Origin of the sequence: Pseudodesulfovibrio mercurii (assembly GCF_000189295.2) — a bacterium.
In the GTDB taxonomy this organism is placed as follows: Bacteria; Desulfobacterota; Desulfovibrionia; order Desulfovibrionales; family Desulfovibrionaceae; genus Pseudodesulfovibrio; species Pseudodesulfovibrio mercurii.
Map to the genome: position 1 here is coordinate 520,315 of NC_016803.1, position 15,136 is coordinate 535,450.

Annotated in this window: 15 protein-coding genes; 7 read left to right on the forward strand and 8 right to left on the reverse strand. The window is 64.1% G+C overall.

The genetic code is table 11. The annotated features are described in order from the left end of the window. Positions 1-54: 54 nt before the first annotated feature. Together DND132_RS02430 and DND132_RS02435 are read right to left on the reverse strand one after the other, a co-directional pair. The gene (locus tag DND132_RS02430; protein ID WP_014321116.1) at positions 55-1,326 is read right to left on the reverse strand and encodes a CgeB family protein; all 1,272 of its coding nucleotides are present in this window, start codon (positions 1,324-1,326) and stop codon (positions 55-57) included. 4 nt (positions 1,327-1,330) lie between these two features. Continuing rightward, a complete protein-coding gene (locus DND132_RS02435; RefSeq protein ID WP_014321117.1) occupies positions 1,331-2,581 on the reverse strand; it encodes a glycosyltransferase family 9 protein in 1,251 nt (416 codons plus the stop codon). 103 nt (positions 2,582-2,684) lie between these two features. Here DND132_RS02435 and DND132_RS02440 point away from each other — a divergent pair, with 103 nt between their 5' ends. The 6 genes from DND132_RS02440 to DND132_RS02465 all read left to right on the forward strand — a co-directional run bounded on the left by DND132_RS02440 (position 2,685) and on the right by DND132_RS02465 (position 7,648). Further along, positions 2,685-3,362 carry a precorrin-2 dehydrogenase/sirohydrochlorin ferrochelatase family protein gene (locus DND132_RS02440; protein WP_014321118.1) on the forward strand — a complete coding sequence of 226 codons (678 nt, stop codon included), beginning with the start codon at positions 2,685-2,687 and terminating at the stop codon, positions 3,360-3,362. Then, positions 3,349-4,161: a cytochrome C assembly family protein gene (locus tag DND132_RS02445; protein ID WP_014321119.1), complete on the forward strand. Its 813-nt coding sequence runs from the start codon at positions 3,349-3,351 to the stop codon at positions 4,159-4,161. The genes DND132_RS02440 and DND132_RS02445 overlap by 14 nt, the downstream gene beginning before the upstream one ends. Next, positions 4,158-5,528, forward strand: coding sequence for a glutamyl-tRNA reductase (gene hemA / locus DND132_RS02450; protein WP_014321120.1), 1,371 nt, complete (start codon positions 4,158-4,160; stop codon positions 5,526-5,528). The genes DND132_RS02445 and hemA overlap by 4 nt, the downstream gene beginning before the upstream one ends. Continuing rightward, on the forward strand, positions 5,528-5,875 hold the full coding sequence (locus tag DND132_RS02455; RefSeq protein WP_014321121.1) for a hypothetical protein: 348 nt from the start codon (positions 5,528-5,530) through the stop codon (positions 5,873-5,875). The genes hemA and DND132_RS02455 overlap by 1 nt, the downstream gene beginning before the upstream one ends. Before the next feature lies 1 nt (position 5,876). Continuing rightward, positions 5,877-6,887 carry a tRNA lysidine(34) synthetase TilS gene (gene tilS / locus DND132_RS02460; RefSeq protein ID WP_014321122.1) on the forward strand — a complete coding sequence of 337 codons (1,011 nt, stop codon included), beginning with the start codon at positions 5,877-5,879 and terminating at the stop codon, positions 6,885-6,887. Positions 6,888-6,982: 95 nt separating this feature from the next. After that, positions 6,983-7,648 (forward strand): adenylate kinase, encoded by a 666-nt coding sequence (locus DND132_RS02465; protein ID WP_014321123.1) that lies wholly within the window; start codon positions 6,983-6,985, stop codon positions 7,646-7,648. Positions 7,649-7,740: 92 nt separating this feature from the next. On the opposite strand, the gene DND132_RS02470 is transcribed toward DND132_RS02465, so the two are convergent. Further along, positions 7,741-8,271 carry a hypothetical protein gene (locus DND132_RS02470; RefSeq protein ID WP_014321124.1) on the reverse strand — a complete coding sequence of 177 codons (531 nt, stop codon included), beginning with the start codon at positions 8,269-8,271 and terminating at the stop codon, positions 7,741-7,743. Positions 8,272-8,556: 285 nt separating this feature from the next. Between DND132_RS02470 and DND132_RS02475 the strand changes: the two genes are divergently transcribed. Continuing rightward, positions 8,557-9,960 carry a phenylacetate--CoA ligase family protein gene (locus DND132_RS02475; protein WP_041915673.1) on the forward strand — a complete coding sequence of 468 codons (1,404 nt, stop codon included), beginning with the start codon at positions 8,557-8,559 and terminating at the stop codon, positions 9,958-9,960. 103 nt (positions 9,961-10,063) lie between these two features. On the opposite strand, the gene secF is transcribed toward DND132_RS02475, so the two are convergent. From secF to DND132_RS02500, 5 genes are all read right to left on the reverse strand, one after another. After that, positions 10,064-11,125, reverse strand: a complete 1,062-nt coding sequence (gene secF, locus DND132_RS02480) for a protein translocase subunit SecF (protein WP_014321126.1) — start codon at positions 11,123-11,125, stop codon at positions 10,064-10,066. A 10-nt stretch (positions 11,126-11,135) separates the two neighbouring features. After that, positions 11,136-12,731 (reverse strand): protein translocase subunit SecD, encoded by a 1,596-nt coding sequence (gene secD, locus DND132_RS02485; RefSeq protein ID WP_014321127.1) that lies wholly within the window; start codon positions 12,729-12,731, stop codon positions 11,136-11,138. 129 nt (positions 12,732-12,860) lie between these two features. Then, positions 12,861-13,223, reverse strand: coding sequence for a preprotein translocase subunit YajC (gene yajC / locus DND132_RS02490; RefSeq protein ID WP_014321128.1), 363 nt, complete (start codon positions 13,221-13,223; stop codon positions 12,861-12,863). 42 nt (positions 13,224-13,265) lie between these two features. Then, positions 13,266-14,027 carry a GltB/FmdC/FwdC-like GXGXG domain-containing protein gene (locus DND132_RS02495; protein ID WP_014321129.1) on the reverse strand — a complete coding sequence of 254 codons (762 nt, stop codon included), beginning with the start codon at positions 14,025-14,027 and terminating at the stop codon, positions 13,266-13,268. Further along, the gene (locus DND132_RS02500; RefSeq protein WP_014321130.1) at positions 14,028-15,125 is read right to left on the reverse strand and encodes a class II glutamine amidotransferase; all 1,098 of its coding nucleotides are present in this window, start codon (positions 15,123-15,125) and stop codon (positions 14,028-14,030) included. Positions 15,126-15,136 lie beyond the last annotated feature (11 nt).

A 15,136-nucleotide genomic window follows, 5' to 3' on the forward strand; every position in this document is an offset into this window, starting at 1 on the left:
AAGGCCCAGTTGTAAATGCAACCGGGTCTTTTTTCATGGGACGCTTGAACTTTTTCAGGACTGCCTGCGGTACAGTTTCCGCCATTCGTCCAGGAACAGAACGGCCGTATCCAGGTCGTCCAGCCTGCCCCGCTGCTGCCGGACCGCCCAGACCAGGTCCTCGAAGGACACGTCCTCGGGCAGGCCGAGGCGGGCCAGGAGGGCGCGGATGTCCGCCTTCAGCGCCGCCGGGTAGTCCTCGGCAAAGATCGGGGATGCCGCGCGCGGCCTGGGCCAGCCCGGAATGCGCTGGGCGGTGAACTCGAGCAGGCAGCGCATGCGCCGCGCATAGGTGTGGTCCTTGAGGACCCTGGCCCGCGACCGCTCGGCCCAGACTTGGCGTTCCTCTGGGCGTGAGGAGAAATACTCTATTTTTTCGATGAGTTCGTCCATGGACTCGAAGATGGCCAGCTCGTCCTCGGCAAAGGCCTCGGCCATGAGGGTGCGGCGGTCCACCAGCTGGAACGCTCCGCAGGCGGCCAGTTCGAAGGTGCGCGGGTTGACGAAGTCGCCGAAGGTGACCAGCTCGTCGGCCTGGACCGAGGAATGGAGGTTCAGGTTGATCTTGGTGCCGTTGAAAATTTTCACGCATTCCTCAGGAGTTACGCGCGCGCCCTTGAGCTGGAGCAGCGGTTCGAGGACGTGGTCGCCCTCCCACTCCGTGCCCCATATCTTGAAGTCGAGGTTGACCAGCTCGCGGAAGGCCCTGCGCCGGTTGGGATAGCCCGCGCCCATGAACGAGACCTCGGAGCCGAACTTGCGCCGCTCCACCGGGCTCAGGTCCACGGGCTTGTGGAAATCCGGCTGGGCGGCCAGGGGCAGATACAGGGCGTTCGGCTGGCCGATGGCCGCAAGATCCTCGAAGAAAGGCCCTTTCTGGATCACGGCAAAGACATCGTACAGGGGCGCGAACCCCTTCCAGTAGGTGAACAGGTCGTGGTCCTCCACGAACCACATGGCCGTGGCCACCCCGTCGCGCCGCAGCCGCTTCAGGGCCTGCCGGGACAGCGGGGCCTGGGCCATGGCCAGGACCAGGTCCGGCTCGAAGGTCTCGACCTTGGCCAGGATGGACTGGCCGATCACGTTCAGGAAGGAATTCTGCAAATAGTCCAGGCGGTCCGTGGTCACCTTGAGGTCGCTCAGGGCGGTGTAGGCCGGGTAGAAGTCCGGGGCCTCGAAGACCTCGGTCAGGTGCCCCTCCTGTTGCAGGGCCGAGGCCACGTACCGGCCGATGGGCAGGGAGCCGCCGTAGAGCGGCAGGACGACGAGAATACGAAGCGTTTCCATGAGGTTATCCCTGTGCCCCGGAGGGCTTGTCAGCGGTCATCCAGTCTTTTTCCAGGTACAGCTGCCGGGCGAGGTCCTGTTCCAGGCGGTCGAAGCGCGGCTCGGCGCCGTGCAGGTGATGCAGGAGAAAGTTGCGCAGCACGATCCGTCGGTCCGCGTCCGGGTCGGTTCCGGCAAAGGGCGCGTAGGTCTGGCCCAGGCCGTCGAAGACCGAGTGCAGGGCCAGAAGGCCGTCCGGGGCGTGTTCGGCCTTGCCCGTGACCAGGAAGCGCTGGAAGCCGGGGGCCGCGAACGCGTTCAGACATTTGACGTTCTCCCGGCAGGACGCGGTCTCCAGGCACGGCAGGCAGTCGGTCGCGGCTTGGTAGACCGTGTGCCCCAGGCCGTAGGGGCCGGTCTCGAAGGCCCAGGCCGAGGACAGAAAAAAGGCGGCCACGGGCGTGCCCAGGTGGGCGGCCAGGTGCATGGTCCCGGTATCCGGGGTGACGAGCAGGTCCAGGGAGCCGACGACCTCGGCAAGCCCCCGCCAGTCGGTCCGCCCGGCCAGGTTTTCGGTCACGGACTGGAGGTTGGCGGGCAGCTCCTTGAGCACGGCCTGCCCCGCCGCCCGCTCGGCCTGTCCGCCCAGGAGCTTGACGGACCGGGCCTTGCGCGCCCCGGCCAGGGTGGCCGCGATCCGCGCCAGCAGCGGCGCGGGCAGGGAGCGCCGGGACTCGCGTCCGGCCAGGACCACGCCGATTCCGCCGCCCTTGGGCGCGGCCTCGGGATTGACCCGCTCCGGCGGAAGCATGTCCGGGCAGTACGCGCCCCAGAAGTCCACCAGGTTCATGCCCAGACGGCGGAACCCGGACCAGCGCATGGCCATGGCGGGCCATCTGCCGGTGATCTCCTGGCCGTCGCGCCAGCCGTACCCCTCCACCCGGTCCGGGTCGAACAGTGCGGCCAGGCGGAAGTTCAGGCCGGAAAAATTGAGGTTGTACACGGTCTCGAAGTCCGTGGCCGCCAGCTCGGCGAAGACGCGCCGGTTGTCCACGAGCATGCGGAGCGCGGCCGTCTTGCCGTCGAGCCCCGTGGCGTGGGCCGTGACCGGGTGCAGGACCGCCTCGGGATGGACCAGCCGGGCCAGGGGGGCCAGGGAATGGTCCAGGCAGAGGTGGACCACGCCGTCCGGACGGGCCGCGAGGGTCGCGATGAGCCGCTTGGTCTGGACGAGATCCCCGAACCGGGCGAGTTGTATGACGAGGTAATTCTTCATGTTGTGTCGCGCGCGTCAAAATCCTAGCGTAATTCCAATGATTCTTGCAAGAACCGGGCAATTTCCCATTTTACATGTTTGCGCGCATTGGTTATCAAGACCCATGCGATATTACCCCATCTTCGTGAACCTGGAAAACAAGGGCTGCCTGGTGGTCGGCGCGGGCGAGGTCGGCAAGCGCAAGATCCAGTCCCTGGTCGATTCCGGGGCCGGTCGCGTGACCATCATCGACACCCGCGAGGCCGACCCGGAAATGGCCCCCATCCTGGACCTGCCCAACGTGGACTTCCACTGCCGGGAGTTCGCGGACGACGACCTGGACGGCAAGTTCCTGGTCATCGCCTGCACCTCGTCCGAAGCGGTCAACTGGCGCATCAGCAACCTGTGCCGCGACCGGGGCATTCTCTGCAACATCGTGGACCAGCCCGAGAAATGCAGCTTCATCGTGCCCGCCACGGTCAAGCGCGGGGACCTGACCGTGGCCATCTCCACGGCGGGCCGCAGCCCGGCCATGGCCAAGCGCATTCGCAAGGAATTGCAGGAGAGTTTCGGCGACGAATACGCCGGCCTCTTGACCTGCATGGGGCGCATCCGGCCGCTCATGCTCTCCCTGGGCCTGACCACCGGCGACAACACGGCGGTCTTCCGCACCCTGGTCAACTCCGCCCTGCTCGACGCCTTCAAGGCGCGCGACCTTGACTCGGCCACGGAAATTCTTAAAGAATCGTTGCCCGAACCGTTGCACGACAACATCCCGGAGTTGCTTGATGGGCTTGTTTGAGACGCTTCATATCGTGATCATCGCGCTCTACGCGCTCGGCACCGTGCTGTTCCTGACCTCCGTGTTCACGGAGAACGACAGGCTCAAGCGCATCGCCATCTGGCTGGCCGTCCTGGGCTTCACCTTCAACACCGTGGACCTGGGGCTGACCCTGAGCCGTGATCCGGCGGCCCTGAGCGGGGGCACCTTCTATTTCAACATCATCGGCTGGTGCGCCCTGGCCCTGTATTTCTTCCTGTGGTGGCGGCTGCGCCTGGAATACCTGGCCATCACCGCCCTGCCCTTCGCCCTGCTGCTCTTCGTGGCCTCCCTGGCCCTGGGCGGCATCCGCGTGGTCATGCCCCCGCAGCTGACCGCCCTGTTCTTCGGCCTGCACATCGGCTCCCTGATCCTGACGCTCGGCGCGCTGATCATGGCCTTCGGCGCGGGCGTGGCCTTCCTCTATTACAACCGCAAGCTCAAGACCAAGGAAGGCCTCAAGGCCATGGGCCAGAGCATCCCGTCGCTGGACAAGTTCGACACCGTCAACCGCTGGGCCGTGCTCATCGGCTTCCCGCTCTACACCCTGGGACTCTTCTCCACCTTCAGCTGGTACCTGATCGCGCCCTTCAAGCCGTTCGCCTGGGACATCATGAAGATCGGCTCCCTGGCGGTCTGGTTCCTCTACGCCTTCCTCTTCCATCAGCGCGTGGTGCTCGGCTGGCGCGGACGCAAGCCCGCCATCCTGGCCATCTGGGTCTTCGCCGGGATGTGCATCTCCCTCATTCACCACACCATCACCTTCAGGGCCATGCCATGAATAAGCAGATAATCCTCATTGGCCTCAACCACCGCACCGCGGGTGTGGACGTGCGCGAGAAGTTCGCCCTGACCGATCTCGAGAATTTCGAGCAGGGGCTCATGGCCCACTGTCCGGTGCAGGAATGTCTGGCCCTGTCCACCTGCAACCGCGTGGAGATCGTGGCCGTGGCCAGGAAGGTCCCCACGGCCGAGGCCATGGACGCCGTGGTCCAGTACTGGGCCGGGGCGTGCAACGGCTCCGCAGAGCTGCTCATGGAGAACATCTACGAGTACTCGGACCTGGAAGCGGTCCGGCACATCTTCAGCGTGGCCTCGTCGCTCGATTCCATGGTCATGGGCGAGCCGCAGATTCTCGGCCAGCTCAAGGATGCCTACCGCTCCGCCGTGGACAAGGGCACGGCCAAGACCATCGTCAACCGGCTGCTGCACAAGTCCTTTTCCGTGGCCAAGCGCATCCGCACCGAAACGGCCATCGCCTCCAGCGCGGTGTCCATCAGCTATGCGGCCGTGGAGCTGGCGCGCAAGATATTCGGCGACCTCAAGCCCACCAAGGCCATGCTGGTCGGCGCGGGCGAGATGGCCGAACTGGCCGCCATGCACCTGCTGCGCAACGGCGTCAAGGACATCATCATCGCCAACCGGACCCTGTCCAGGGCCAAGGACCTGGCCGAGAGTCTGGGCGGCGAGCCCATCCAGATCGAGGCCATGCCCGACCGGCTGCACGAGGTGGACATCGTCATCTCCTCCACCGGCTCGCCCGTGGCCGTGATCCAGGCCAAGGACGTCAAGGCCGTGCTGCGCAAGCGCAAGAACAAGCCCATGTTCTTCATCGACATCGCCGTGCCGCGCGACATCGACCCGGACGTCAACACCCTGGACAACGTCTATCTCTACGACATCGACGACCTCAAGGAGGTCGTGGACGAGAACATGGCCCAGCGCCAGGGCGAGGCCACCAAGGCCCGCGCCGTGGTGGACCTCGAGACCGCGACATTCGGCAACTGGCTCAATTCGTTGAGCCTCCAGCCGACCATCGTGGACCTGGTCGGCAAGGCCGAGGACGTGGCCCAGCGCGAACTGGCCAAGACCCTGCGCAAGATCGGCCCGGTGGACGAGCGGACCCGCGACGCCCTGGAGCGGCTGGCCCTGTCCATCGCCCACAAGTCCCTGCACGAGCCCATCTGTTTTCTCAAGCGCCGCACCCAGGAAGAAGGCTCGGCCGAACGGTTCATCGACCTGGCCCGGCGCATGTTCAACCTGGACGACGAATCCGTGCCCGACAGCGCGCACCTGGACCGCAAGTCGGCCGTCTGTGCGCCCGAGGACATCGAGCAATACATCGAAATTTCGAAAAAGGAACAATAATGCGTACCTATCTCGTGGACGACCTGACCGACCAGGACTTTCAGACCGTGATCAAGGCCTTTGACGAACTGGGTCTGCGCGGCTCCCTGGAGGGCATATACTACCTGCCCCTGCCCGAGGACCTGCTTCAGCCCGAGCAGAAGGCCCATCTGAACGAGTGCGGCCCCTACTTCATGGCCCTGGAGGCCGTGGATTTGCCCGACCGATGCAGTCTGCGCATGGAGCTGCTCGTCCGCGCGCGCAACAAGATCCGCTGTTCCTGCGTGACCTACGCCACCCCGCCCCAGCGCAAGCACATGATCGAATATCTTGACCAGTTCATCGAGGAGCTGGAAGTCTCGGTGTAGCATGGCCGCCCTGCCCGCCGACATCCCGCCGACCCTCCAGGACCTCCTGCCCAAGTGGGCGCATTTCTGCCTCTACGCGGGCCGGTTCGTGGAGGAGGAGTTGGGCATCGACCTGACCGGCCGCCGCGTCCTGGTGGGCCTGTCCGGCGGCGTGGACTCCACCGCCCTGCTCCTGGTCCTGCACTACCTCTCATCCCGCGCGGACTTCACCGTGGGGGCCGTCCATCTGGACCATCAATTGCGGCCGGAATCGGCGGATGACGCCACCTTTGCCCGCGCCTTGTGCGAACGGCTGGGCATCGACTGCGAAGTCGAGACCCGCGACGTGGCCCGGCTGGCCGAGGAACGCGGCGTGGGGCTCGAGGAGGCCGGGCGCGAGGCGCGCTACGCCCTCTATGCCGAGCTACGCGAATCCGGCGGCTGGGATTTCATCGCCCTGGGCCACCAGTTGGACGACCTGAGCGAGGACGTGCTCATGCGCCTGATCCGGGGCACGGGCTGGCCCGGCCTGTCCGGCATGGCCGGTCACGACCCGGCGCGCGGCCTGATCCGCCCCCTGCTGCTCATCCCCAAGTCCACGCTCAAGGCCTTCGTGACCCACCTCGGCGTGCCCTGGCGCGAGGACGCGTCCAACGCGGACCCGGCCATGACCCGCAACCGCGTGCGCAACGAGATCCTGCCGCTCATCGAGAAGGAAAACCCGGCCTTCTGGCAGTCCGTGGCCCGGCTGTGGCGCCTGGGCCGCGTGGAGCAGGCGTTCTGGGCCGTCCTTGAGTCCGAGGCTTGTGAAATCCTGGATAATTCCCGGCTCGAATCCCTGCACAAGGCCCAGCGGCTGCACCTCTACAAGGCCTGCCTCGACCGTCTCGGTCCCGGCCAGGCCCTGGCCGACACCCTGTTCAAGCTCGACGAGGCCTGGCGGGATCGCCGGGTGGGCGCGGTCTTCCAGTTCCCCGGCGACAAGACCGCCTCCGTGGGTTCAGGGAACATGGTTTTCGCCTCCAAGCATTGACTTCCGGGCCTCCCCGGTATAATAGCATGTGATCTTTTGCACAATGTATCGGAATGGCCAGTCGGCATTTCGCTTTTTCATCATCAGGAGGATTTATGAATATTCTGATTTTCGGCCCCAACGGCTCCGGTAAAGGCACCCAGGGCGACATCGCCAAGGACAAGTACAAACTGGACCACATCGAGTCCGGCGCCATCTTCCGCAAGCACATCGGCGGCGGCACCGAGCTGGGCATGAAGGCCAAGGAGTACATCAACAAGGGCGAACTGGTTCCTGATGATATCACCATTCCCATGGTCCTGGACGTGCTGTCCAACTCCAAGAGCGGCTGGCTCCTGGACGGTTTCCCCCGCTCCCTGGTTCAGGGCGAGAAGCTCTGGGAAGCCCTGCAGAAGGACGGCGTGAAGCTCGACTACGTCATCGAGATCAAGCTGCCCCGCGAGATCGCCAAGGCCCGCATCATGGGTCGCCGCCTGTGCGCCAACAACCCGAACCATCCCAACAACGTCGGCATCCCGGCCATCGCCCCCGACGGCGACAAGTGCCGCGTCTGCGGCGGCGCCCTGTCCGCCCGCCAGGACGACCAGGACGAGGGCGCCATCGACGTGCGCCACAACATCTACTACGATGACAAGACCGGCACCATGGCCGCCTGCAACTACTTCAAGAATCTCAAGGACGCCGACTTCAAGTACATCGAACTCGACGGCGAAAAGTCCATCAACGAGATCAAGGAATACCTCATCAGCCAGCTCGCCTAGGCTTGGCTGTGACGCACTGAAAAAGCCCCTCCGGCCCTGCCGGAGGGGCTTTTTTTCGTTTCTCTTTTCCCCTTGCGCGTTCACCTGGTTCGCTACTTGTCCTGCAGCGTTTCCCAGAGCGGAAGGTAGTAATAATTGAGTTTGACCGTGTTGGTCGCGTAGTCCACCTTGAATTTGGCCCTGAGCTTGCGGTCCGGGAAGTTCCAGATCAGTTCGGAACTGTTCTCGCCCTCTTTCATCTTCGGCTGGACATCGGCATTGACCTGATCGCGAAAGCCGGGAGACAGGTCGGCGGCCTTGATCTTGCCCGCCTTGTACAAGGCCGCCCTCTCTTTGATGCCGCGCGTCAGTTCCTCACTGACCACGGTCACGATCTGGGCGTAGAGCTTTCCGTCCACCACGGCATAGGCAATCTCCGGCTTGCCGTACTTGTTCGCGGCGATGCCGCAGTCCGGGTCGTCATGGGTATAGTAGGAAACCGGGCCCGCTTCCTTGTATTTGTGAAACCCGTCGAATTGGGCGATGGCTTCCCCGAACGGGGGGTTTTGGCAGTCGAATTCACCGGCATGTCCCGTCGCGGGGAGCAGGCAGAGCGTGAGCAGCAACGGCAGTAACAATTTCATGCAACTCCTCCTTTTCTAATGTAAGTCGATGGATTACAGATACCCGGTTGTCGATTGATCCGCAATACGGTATCGCTCGATTCCCATGCGGGCGGGTTCCCCCCCCCGGCGGACAGGAACCGGTGCTCGGCCGTCGCCCGGAGGACTTCCGGGAGTATTCCACCACCCTTCTTTCCGAGGTTGTTCATGGACAGTTATGCACAATTTCTGGCTTCGTCGGCCGATGACCGCCTGGTCCTGATCAAGTCGGCCCCTGACGGCTATTGGCAAGAACGGAGCGAACGGATGGCGCTCGACCTTTTCCGCCGATGCGCGGCGCGGGTCCCCGCCTACAGGGACTTTCTGCACCGAAACGGCGTCGATCCTGCCGCCATACGGGGCATGGACGACTTCGCCCGCATCCCCGCCACGGACAAGGAAAACTACATCAACCACTACCCCGTGGACCAGCTCTGCTGGGACGGGGAGCTGGGCCGTTCCCGCCTGATCGCGTCCAGCTCCGGCTCCACGGGCACACCCTGCTTCTGGCCCGCCTTCGACGAGCAGACCCGGCACACGGCCGAGGCCTGGGAGTTACTGTTTCGGGATTTCCTGGAGGTACGGAACCGGTCCACCCTGTTCATTGTCGCCTTCGCCATGGGCTTGTGGGCGGCCGGGACCAGCACGATGATGGCCAACGAATGGATTTCGCGCAAAGGCTACCCGCTGACCCTGGCGACGCCGGGGATTCACATTCCCGACGTGCTCGCCCTGGTCCGGTCCATGCACGACCGTTTCGACCAGATCGTCATTGCGGGCTATCCCCCGCATGTCAAAACCATCATCGATGCGGGGATTCGGGACGATCTCGACTGGAAGCGGCTCAAACTGCGGTTCGTGTTTACCGGCGAGGCCTTCACCGAACGCTGGCGGACCCGCTTCGCCGAGCAGACCGGCCTGGACAACATCCTGACCGACGCCCTCAACATGTACGGTTCGGCGGACATCGGCATGGTCGCCCACGAGACGCCGCTGACGATCTGCCTGCGGCGCATGGCTGCGGAAGACGACAGCCTGGCCACCGCCCTGTTCGGCAGCGACCGGGTGCCCGCCGTGAATCAGTACAATCCCGAGACCCGGTACTTCGAGACCGTGGACGGTCGACTGGTGGTCACGGCGCCGAGCGGCATTCCCCTGGTGCGCTACAATACCAGGGACATCGGCGGCACCCTCACCTACGGAGACCTTGAAACCCGGCTCTCCGCGCTCGGCATCGGGCTCCAGGCGAAAACCGAAGCCCTGGGCATTGCGCAGCGCATCTGGAAGACGCCGCTGGTCTATCTCTTCGGGCGGGGCAAGTTCGCCGCCAGCATCTACGGGATAACCATCTTCCCCGAGTACACCAAATGGATTCTGGACGCCCCGGAACTGACCCGCGTGCTGACCGGGAAATTCGTCATCACCACCGAGGATACGGACGACCTGCGGCAACAGCTCCGACTCCGGGTCGAACTTGCCGAGGGCGTAGAGCCCACCGGGCGGACCCGTGATCTGGTCAAATCCGTATTCGTCCGGGAGCTGCCCAGGATCAGCAGCGAATACCGCGCTCTGCTGCAGGACATGGGCGACAGGGTCCACCCGGCCATCGACCTGCACCCCTTCGGCGACCCCGAACACTTCCCCAAGGACATCGTCAAAAAGGGCGCGTGACGCGCGGCCTCCGAGGTTGCACACCGCCGAAGACGCCCGCCTGCGGGGCGAAAAAAAAGGGAGGCCGGTCGGGCCTCCCTTTTGTATTGGCATGTGGAGCCGGTTAGGCTTCTTCGGCCTCCGGTTGTTCGCTGGGGCCGAATCCGTAGAGGATGGGGCTGGCAACGAAGATGGAGGAGTACGTACCCACGGTGATGCCGATGAGCAGCGCCAGGGCGAAGTCGTGGATGACCGAGCCGCCCATGACGTACAGGCAGAGCACCACGAGGAGCGTGGTGGCCGAGGTCATGATGGTGCGCGACAGGGTCTGGTTGACCGACAGGTTGATGATCCTGCCGAAGGACATCTTGCCCTGCTTGGCATGGGTGTTCTCGCGGATGCGGTCGAAGACGATGATGGTGTCGTTGAGCGAGTAGCCGACGATGGTCAGCAACGCGGCGATGATGGTCAGGTCGAATTCCTTGTTCATGATGGAGAACAGGCCGACCGTGATGATCACGTCGTGTATGAGGGCGACCACCGCGCCCAGGGCATAGTTGAGCTTGAGGTACCAGCACAGCCCCACGGTGATGATCAGGGCGACCAGGATGAGCCAGCCCATGTCCAGGCCGAGCAGACCGATGCCGTACACGCCGCCCGCCAGGGCGGCGGCCATGACCGCGGCCGCGGTCCAGCGCTGCTCGAAGCGGCCGGAGATGTACACGGCGATGAGCAGGACCGCGTAGAACAGGGCCTCAAGGGCCTGGGAGCGGAGGTCCGCGCCGACCTTGGGGCCGACCATCTCGAGCCGCTGGATCTCGAAGCTCGCGCCGAGGTTGTCGGTCAGGGCCGTGTTGATCTTGCCCCGGACCTCTTCGGACGAGATGTTCGAGGAGGAGGTCCGGATCAGGTACTCGTGGTCACCCTCGAGGCCGAGGGACTGGACCACCAGGCCGGGCAGCTTGAGCGTGTCCACGGCGTCCTTGATGGCGCCCACGTCCACGGCCTTGTCGACCTTCACCTGGACGATCATGCCGCCCGCGAAGTCGATGCCGTATTTGGGGCCGCCCTTGATCAGCAGGGAGCCGAGACCGGCCAGGATGAGGACCGCCGACAGGATGAAGGCGATCTTCCTGATGCCGATGAAGTCCAGATTGGTGTCGGGTTTGATTATCTGAAGTCCCATTATCGTCCCCCTAGACGCTCAGCTTGGCGTTGTCGGCGCGGTTTTTCAGGTACAGGTCGAACAGGATGCGCGACACGAAGATGGCCGTGAACATGGAGGTGATGATGCCGAGCGTCAGCGTGACGGCGAAGCCGCGGATGGGCCCGGTACCGAACTGGTACAGGATGATGGCCGCGATGACCGTGGTCACGTTGGCGTCGAGGATGGTCAGGGTGGCCCTGCCGTATCCTTCCGCCACGGACTGCTTGGGCGACAGGCCGCGCCGCAGTTCCTCGCGGATGCGCTCGTAGATGATGACGTTGGCGTCAACGGCCATGCCGATGGTCAGGATGATGCCCGCAATGCCCGGCAGGGTCAGGGTCGCGCCGAACGCGGCCAGACCGCCCATGATGAGCATGATGTTCAGGACCAGGACGATGTCGGCGACCACGCCGCCGAAACCGTAGTAGACGACCATGCACAGCAGGACCAGGGCCATGCCCACCATGGCGGACATGATGCCGCTGTTGATGGATTCCTGGCCCAGGGACGGACCGACGGAGCGCTGTTCCAGGATGGTCACGGGCGCGGGCAGGGAACCGGCGCGGAGCACGACCGCAAGGTCACGGGCTTCTTCACGGGTGAAGTTGCCGGTGATGGAGGCCTTGCCGCCCGCGATGCGCTCGCGGATGACCGGCGCGGAATAGACCTGGCCGTCCAGGACGATGGCCATGCGCTTGTTCACGTTGTCGGCGGTCAGGTCGGTGAAGATCTTGGCCCCGCGGGCGTTGAAGGTCAGCGCGACGTAGGCGTTGTTCCACTGGTCCAGGCGGACCTGGGCGTCGGACACGTACTCGCCGGTCAGGACCGCGTCCTTCTTGAGGACGATGGGCGACTTGGCGTAGGTGCCGTTGGCCTGACGGTGCAGGAGATCGGCCAGTTCGCGGCCGGGGCTGAGGATGCCCTGCTGGGCCTTCTTCAGGTCGGCGGAGTCATCGACCATCTTGAATTCGAGATGGGCGGTCTGGCCGATGATCCTGATGGCCCGCTCGGGATCGGCCAGGCCGGGCAGCTGGACCTGGATGCGGTTGTCCTGCTGCTTGCGGATCTCGGGTTCGGCCACGCCGAACTGGTCGATGCGGTTGCGGATGGTCTTGATGGCCTGGTCCATGGTCAGCTTTTCGACCTCGGTGCGGTACTTGGGCGGCACGGACAGGACGTATTTGACCTTGTCGCCGTCGAGCGGCGTGGACTGTTCGATGGTGAACGGGGTGTAGTCCTTGATGACGCCTTCAAAAGCGTCCTTCTGCTCGGACTTGATGAGCGTGACCTCGATGGCGTTCTCGTTCAGGACGGTCGGACGCAGGATGTAGACGTCCTGCTCGCGGGCGGACGCCTTTAGGTCGTCGCCCAGCCGGGCCAGGTTGTTGTCCATGGCCGTCTTCATGTCCACGCCGAGGGTCAGGTAGATGCCGCCCTTGAGGTCGAGGCCGAGGTTGATCCCGTTGCCCGGCAGGACCTTGCCGAGGGACGAATCCTTGACGCCGGGCAGGGACGGCAGCATGAAGGCCAGCCCCAGGAGCACGACGAAGAGAGCGATGATGGCTCTCAGACGCAAACTTTGCATGAAATCTCCCTGTAATACAAACTGGTTGCTACCCGCCTGAGAGGACCCACGACAAACGCAAGCGCGGATCGGGCCACCTTACGGGTGTGGTCCGATCCGCACGGAAGTCTCGGGTGCCGGCGCAAGAACCTACTTCTTCTTTTTGTCCGTTGCGGGCGCGGCGCCGTCCTTGTCCGCGACAAAGCCGCGCTTGATGACGACGTTGACGCCCGAGGCGATCTCGATGGTCAGGTTGTCGCCATCGATGTCGACGATGGCGCCGAGGATGCCGCCGTTGGTCCAGACCTTGTCGCCCTTCTTGAGAGCGTCGAGCATGGCCCGATGAGCCTTTTGCTTCTTCTGCTGCGGACGGATGAGCAGGAAGTAGAAGATGGCGAACATCAGGACGAGCATGGGCAGCGGGCCGCCCAGGATGCCGCCGAGGCCGCCTGCGGCGCCGCCATCGCCGCCCGCGGGCGGAGCCATGGCGAAGGCTACGGAATCGAAGAACATTGGTTCCTCCAAAGGTAATGAGTGTTGTATCTTCCCCGCCGTCTAGCAGGGGACGTACAGATTGCCGTACGGCCGGTGCGAAAACGGACGAATTTTCACGAAGTTCTCGCTTAAAATCGCCTTGCTGTCCAGCTTCAATTCCTTGGCGTATTCATTGACCAGCCCTTCGATGACCTTGAGGTCGTCGGAATCCACGGGGGTGGCCGTCAGTCCGGGACCGAGCTGGTCTTCGGGAACGGCGCCGCGGACGTAGATCACGCCGCCGTGCATGCCCGTCCCGAGACTCCGTCCCGCAACAGGCGCATCAGGCTTATCAGAAAACATACCCAAGAGCAAAATAATTCCACCGGCCATGTATTCGCCGAGGAAGTCCCCCGCCTTGCCGCCGACCACGATCCTGGGCTGGTGCTCCAGGTAGGCCTTCATGTGGATGCCCACGCGGTAGCCCACGTCGCCCTTGATGAAGATGTCGCCGCCGCGCATGGCGTAGCCGATGACGTCTCCGGCCAGTCCCTCGATGACGATCCGGCCGGCGTCCATGGTGTTGCCCACGCCGTCCTGGGCGTTGTTGTGCACCCGGACGTGCGGGCCGCGCATGAACGCGCCCAGATCCTGGCCGGGAACGCCGTAGATGTCGAAGTTGAAGTCGCCGTCCAGCGCGGTGGCCAGGTAGCGCTGGCCGTTGCACTCCCTGATGACGAAGTCGGTCACGCCGTCCTCGACCAGGGCGCGGATCTCCTCGTTGAACTGCCTGTAGTAGGTCCGCCCTGCCGTGAGGGTCTTCTGTTTTCTCTTGGCTGCCATCTAATCCTCCAGGTCCACGATGACGGGTTCGCCCGCCTTGGGCATCCAGACGCGGTCCAGCTCGGGACAGACGTCGCGCACGGCCGATTCCTCGCTCGACATGAAGATCATGTCGTCCTTCTCGGCCACCAGCAGGGGCCGCAGCTTGATGCGGTCATTCAGGCCCATGAGCCGGTTGTTGTCGGCCACCAGGATGGCGAAGGGCCCGTTGAGCATGGCCGGACCGTAGGTGGCGCGCAGGGTGGTGTACAGTTCCCTGTCCTCCGCGTCCATGCGCTCGATCTCGTCCCAGAACGGGGGGGCGAAGACCTTGGCGGCCATCTCCCAGGACAGGCCGTGCTTGCGGATGAGCATGTCCAGCTCGTAGGCCACGACCTCGGTGTCGGTCATCATGGTGCAGAGGTAGTCGTGCTCGCACAGGTAGCGGCGGTTGATGCCGTAGGAGGAAATCTCGCCGTTGTGCACGATGGACCAGTTCAGGATGGTGAACGGGTGCGCCCCGCCCCACCAGCCCGGGGTGTTGGTCGGGAACCGGTTGTGGCCGGTCCAGATGTAGGCGCTGTATTCCTCCAGGCGGAAGAAGTCGGCGATGTCCTCGGGGAAGCCCACGCCCTTGAAGGCGCCCATGTTCTTGCCCGAGGAGACCACGAAGGCCCCGGCCACGGCGGTGTTGATCTTCATGACCACGGCCACCACGTAGTCCTCTTCCGGCAGTTCGCGGAACTCGTTCTCCGGTTTTTCCGGCACGGTCACGAAGTAGCGGTTGAACTTGGGCGGCGTGGGGATGGCCAGGGTCCTGCGGGTGGGGATGGGCTCGTAGAAGTGCAGATCGAAGTACTTCTTGATCATCTCCTCGGAGCCCTTGATGGCCGCGTCGTCGTCGCACATCATGTGGAAGCAGTACTTCTCGGCGTGCTCGGGGTAGATGCCGTAGGCCGCGAACCCGCCGCCCAGGCCGTTGCCCCGGTCGTGCATGCAGGTCATGGCCTGGATGGGCATGTCGCCCGGGATCAGGCCCCGCTTCCTGTTGATGACGCCGAATATCCCGCAGCCGGAGATATCCTTCTGGAAATCATAATATCTTTCAGGTGCTTTCATTGCGTGATCCT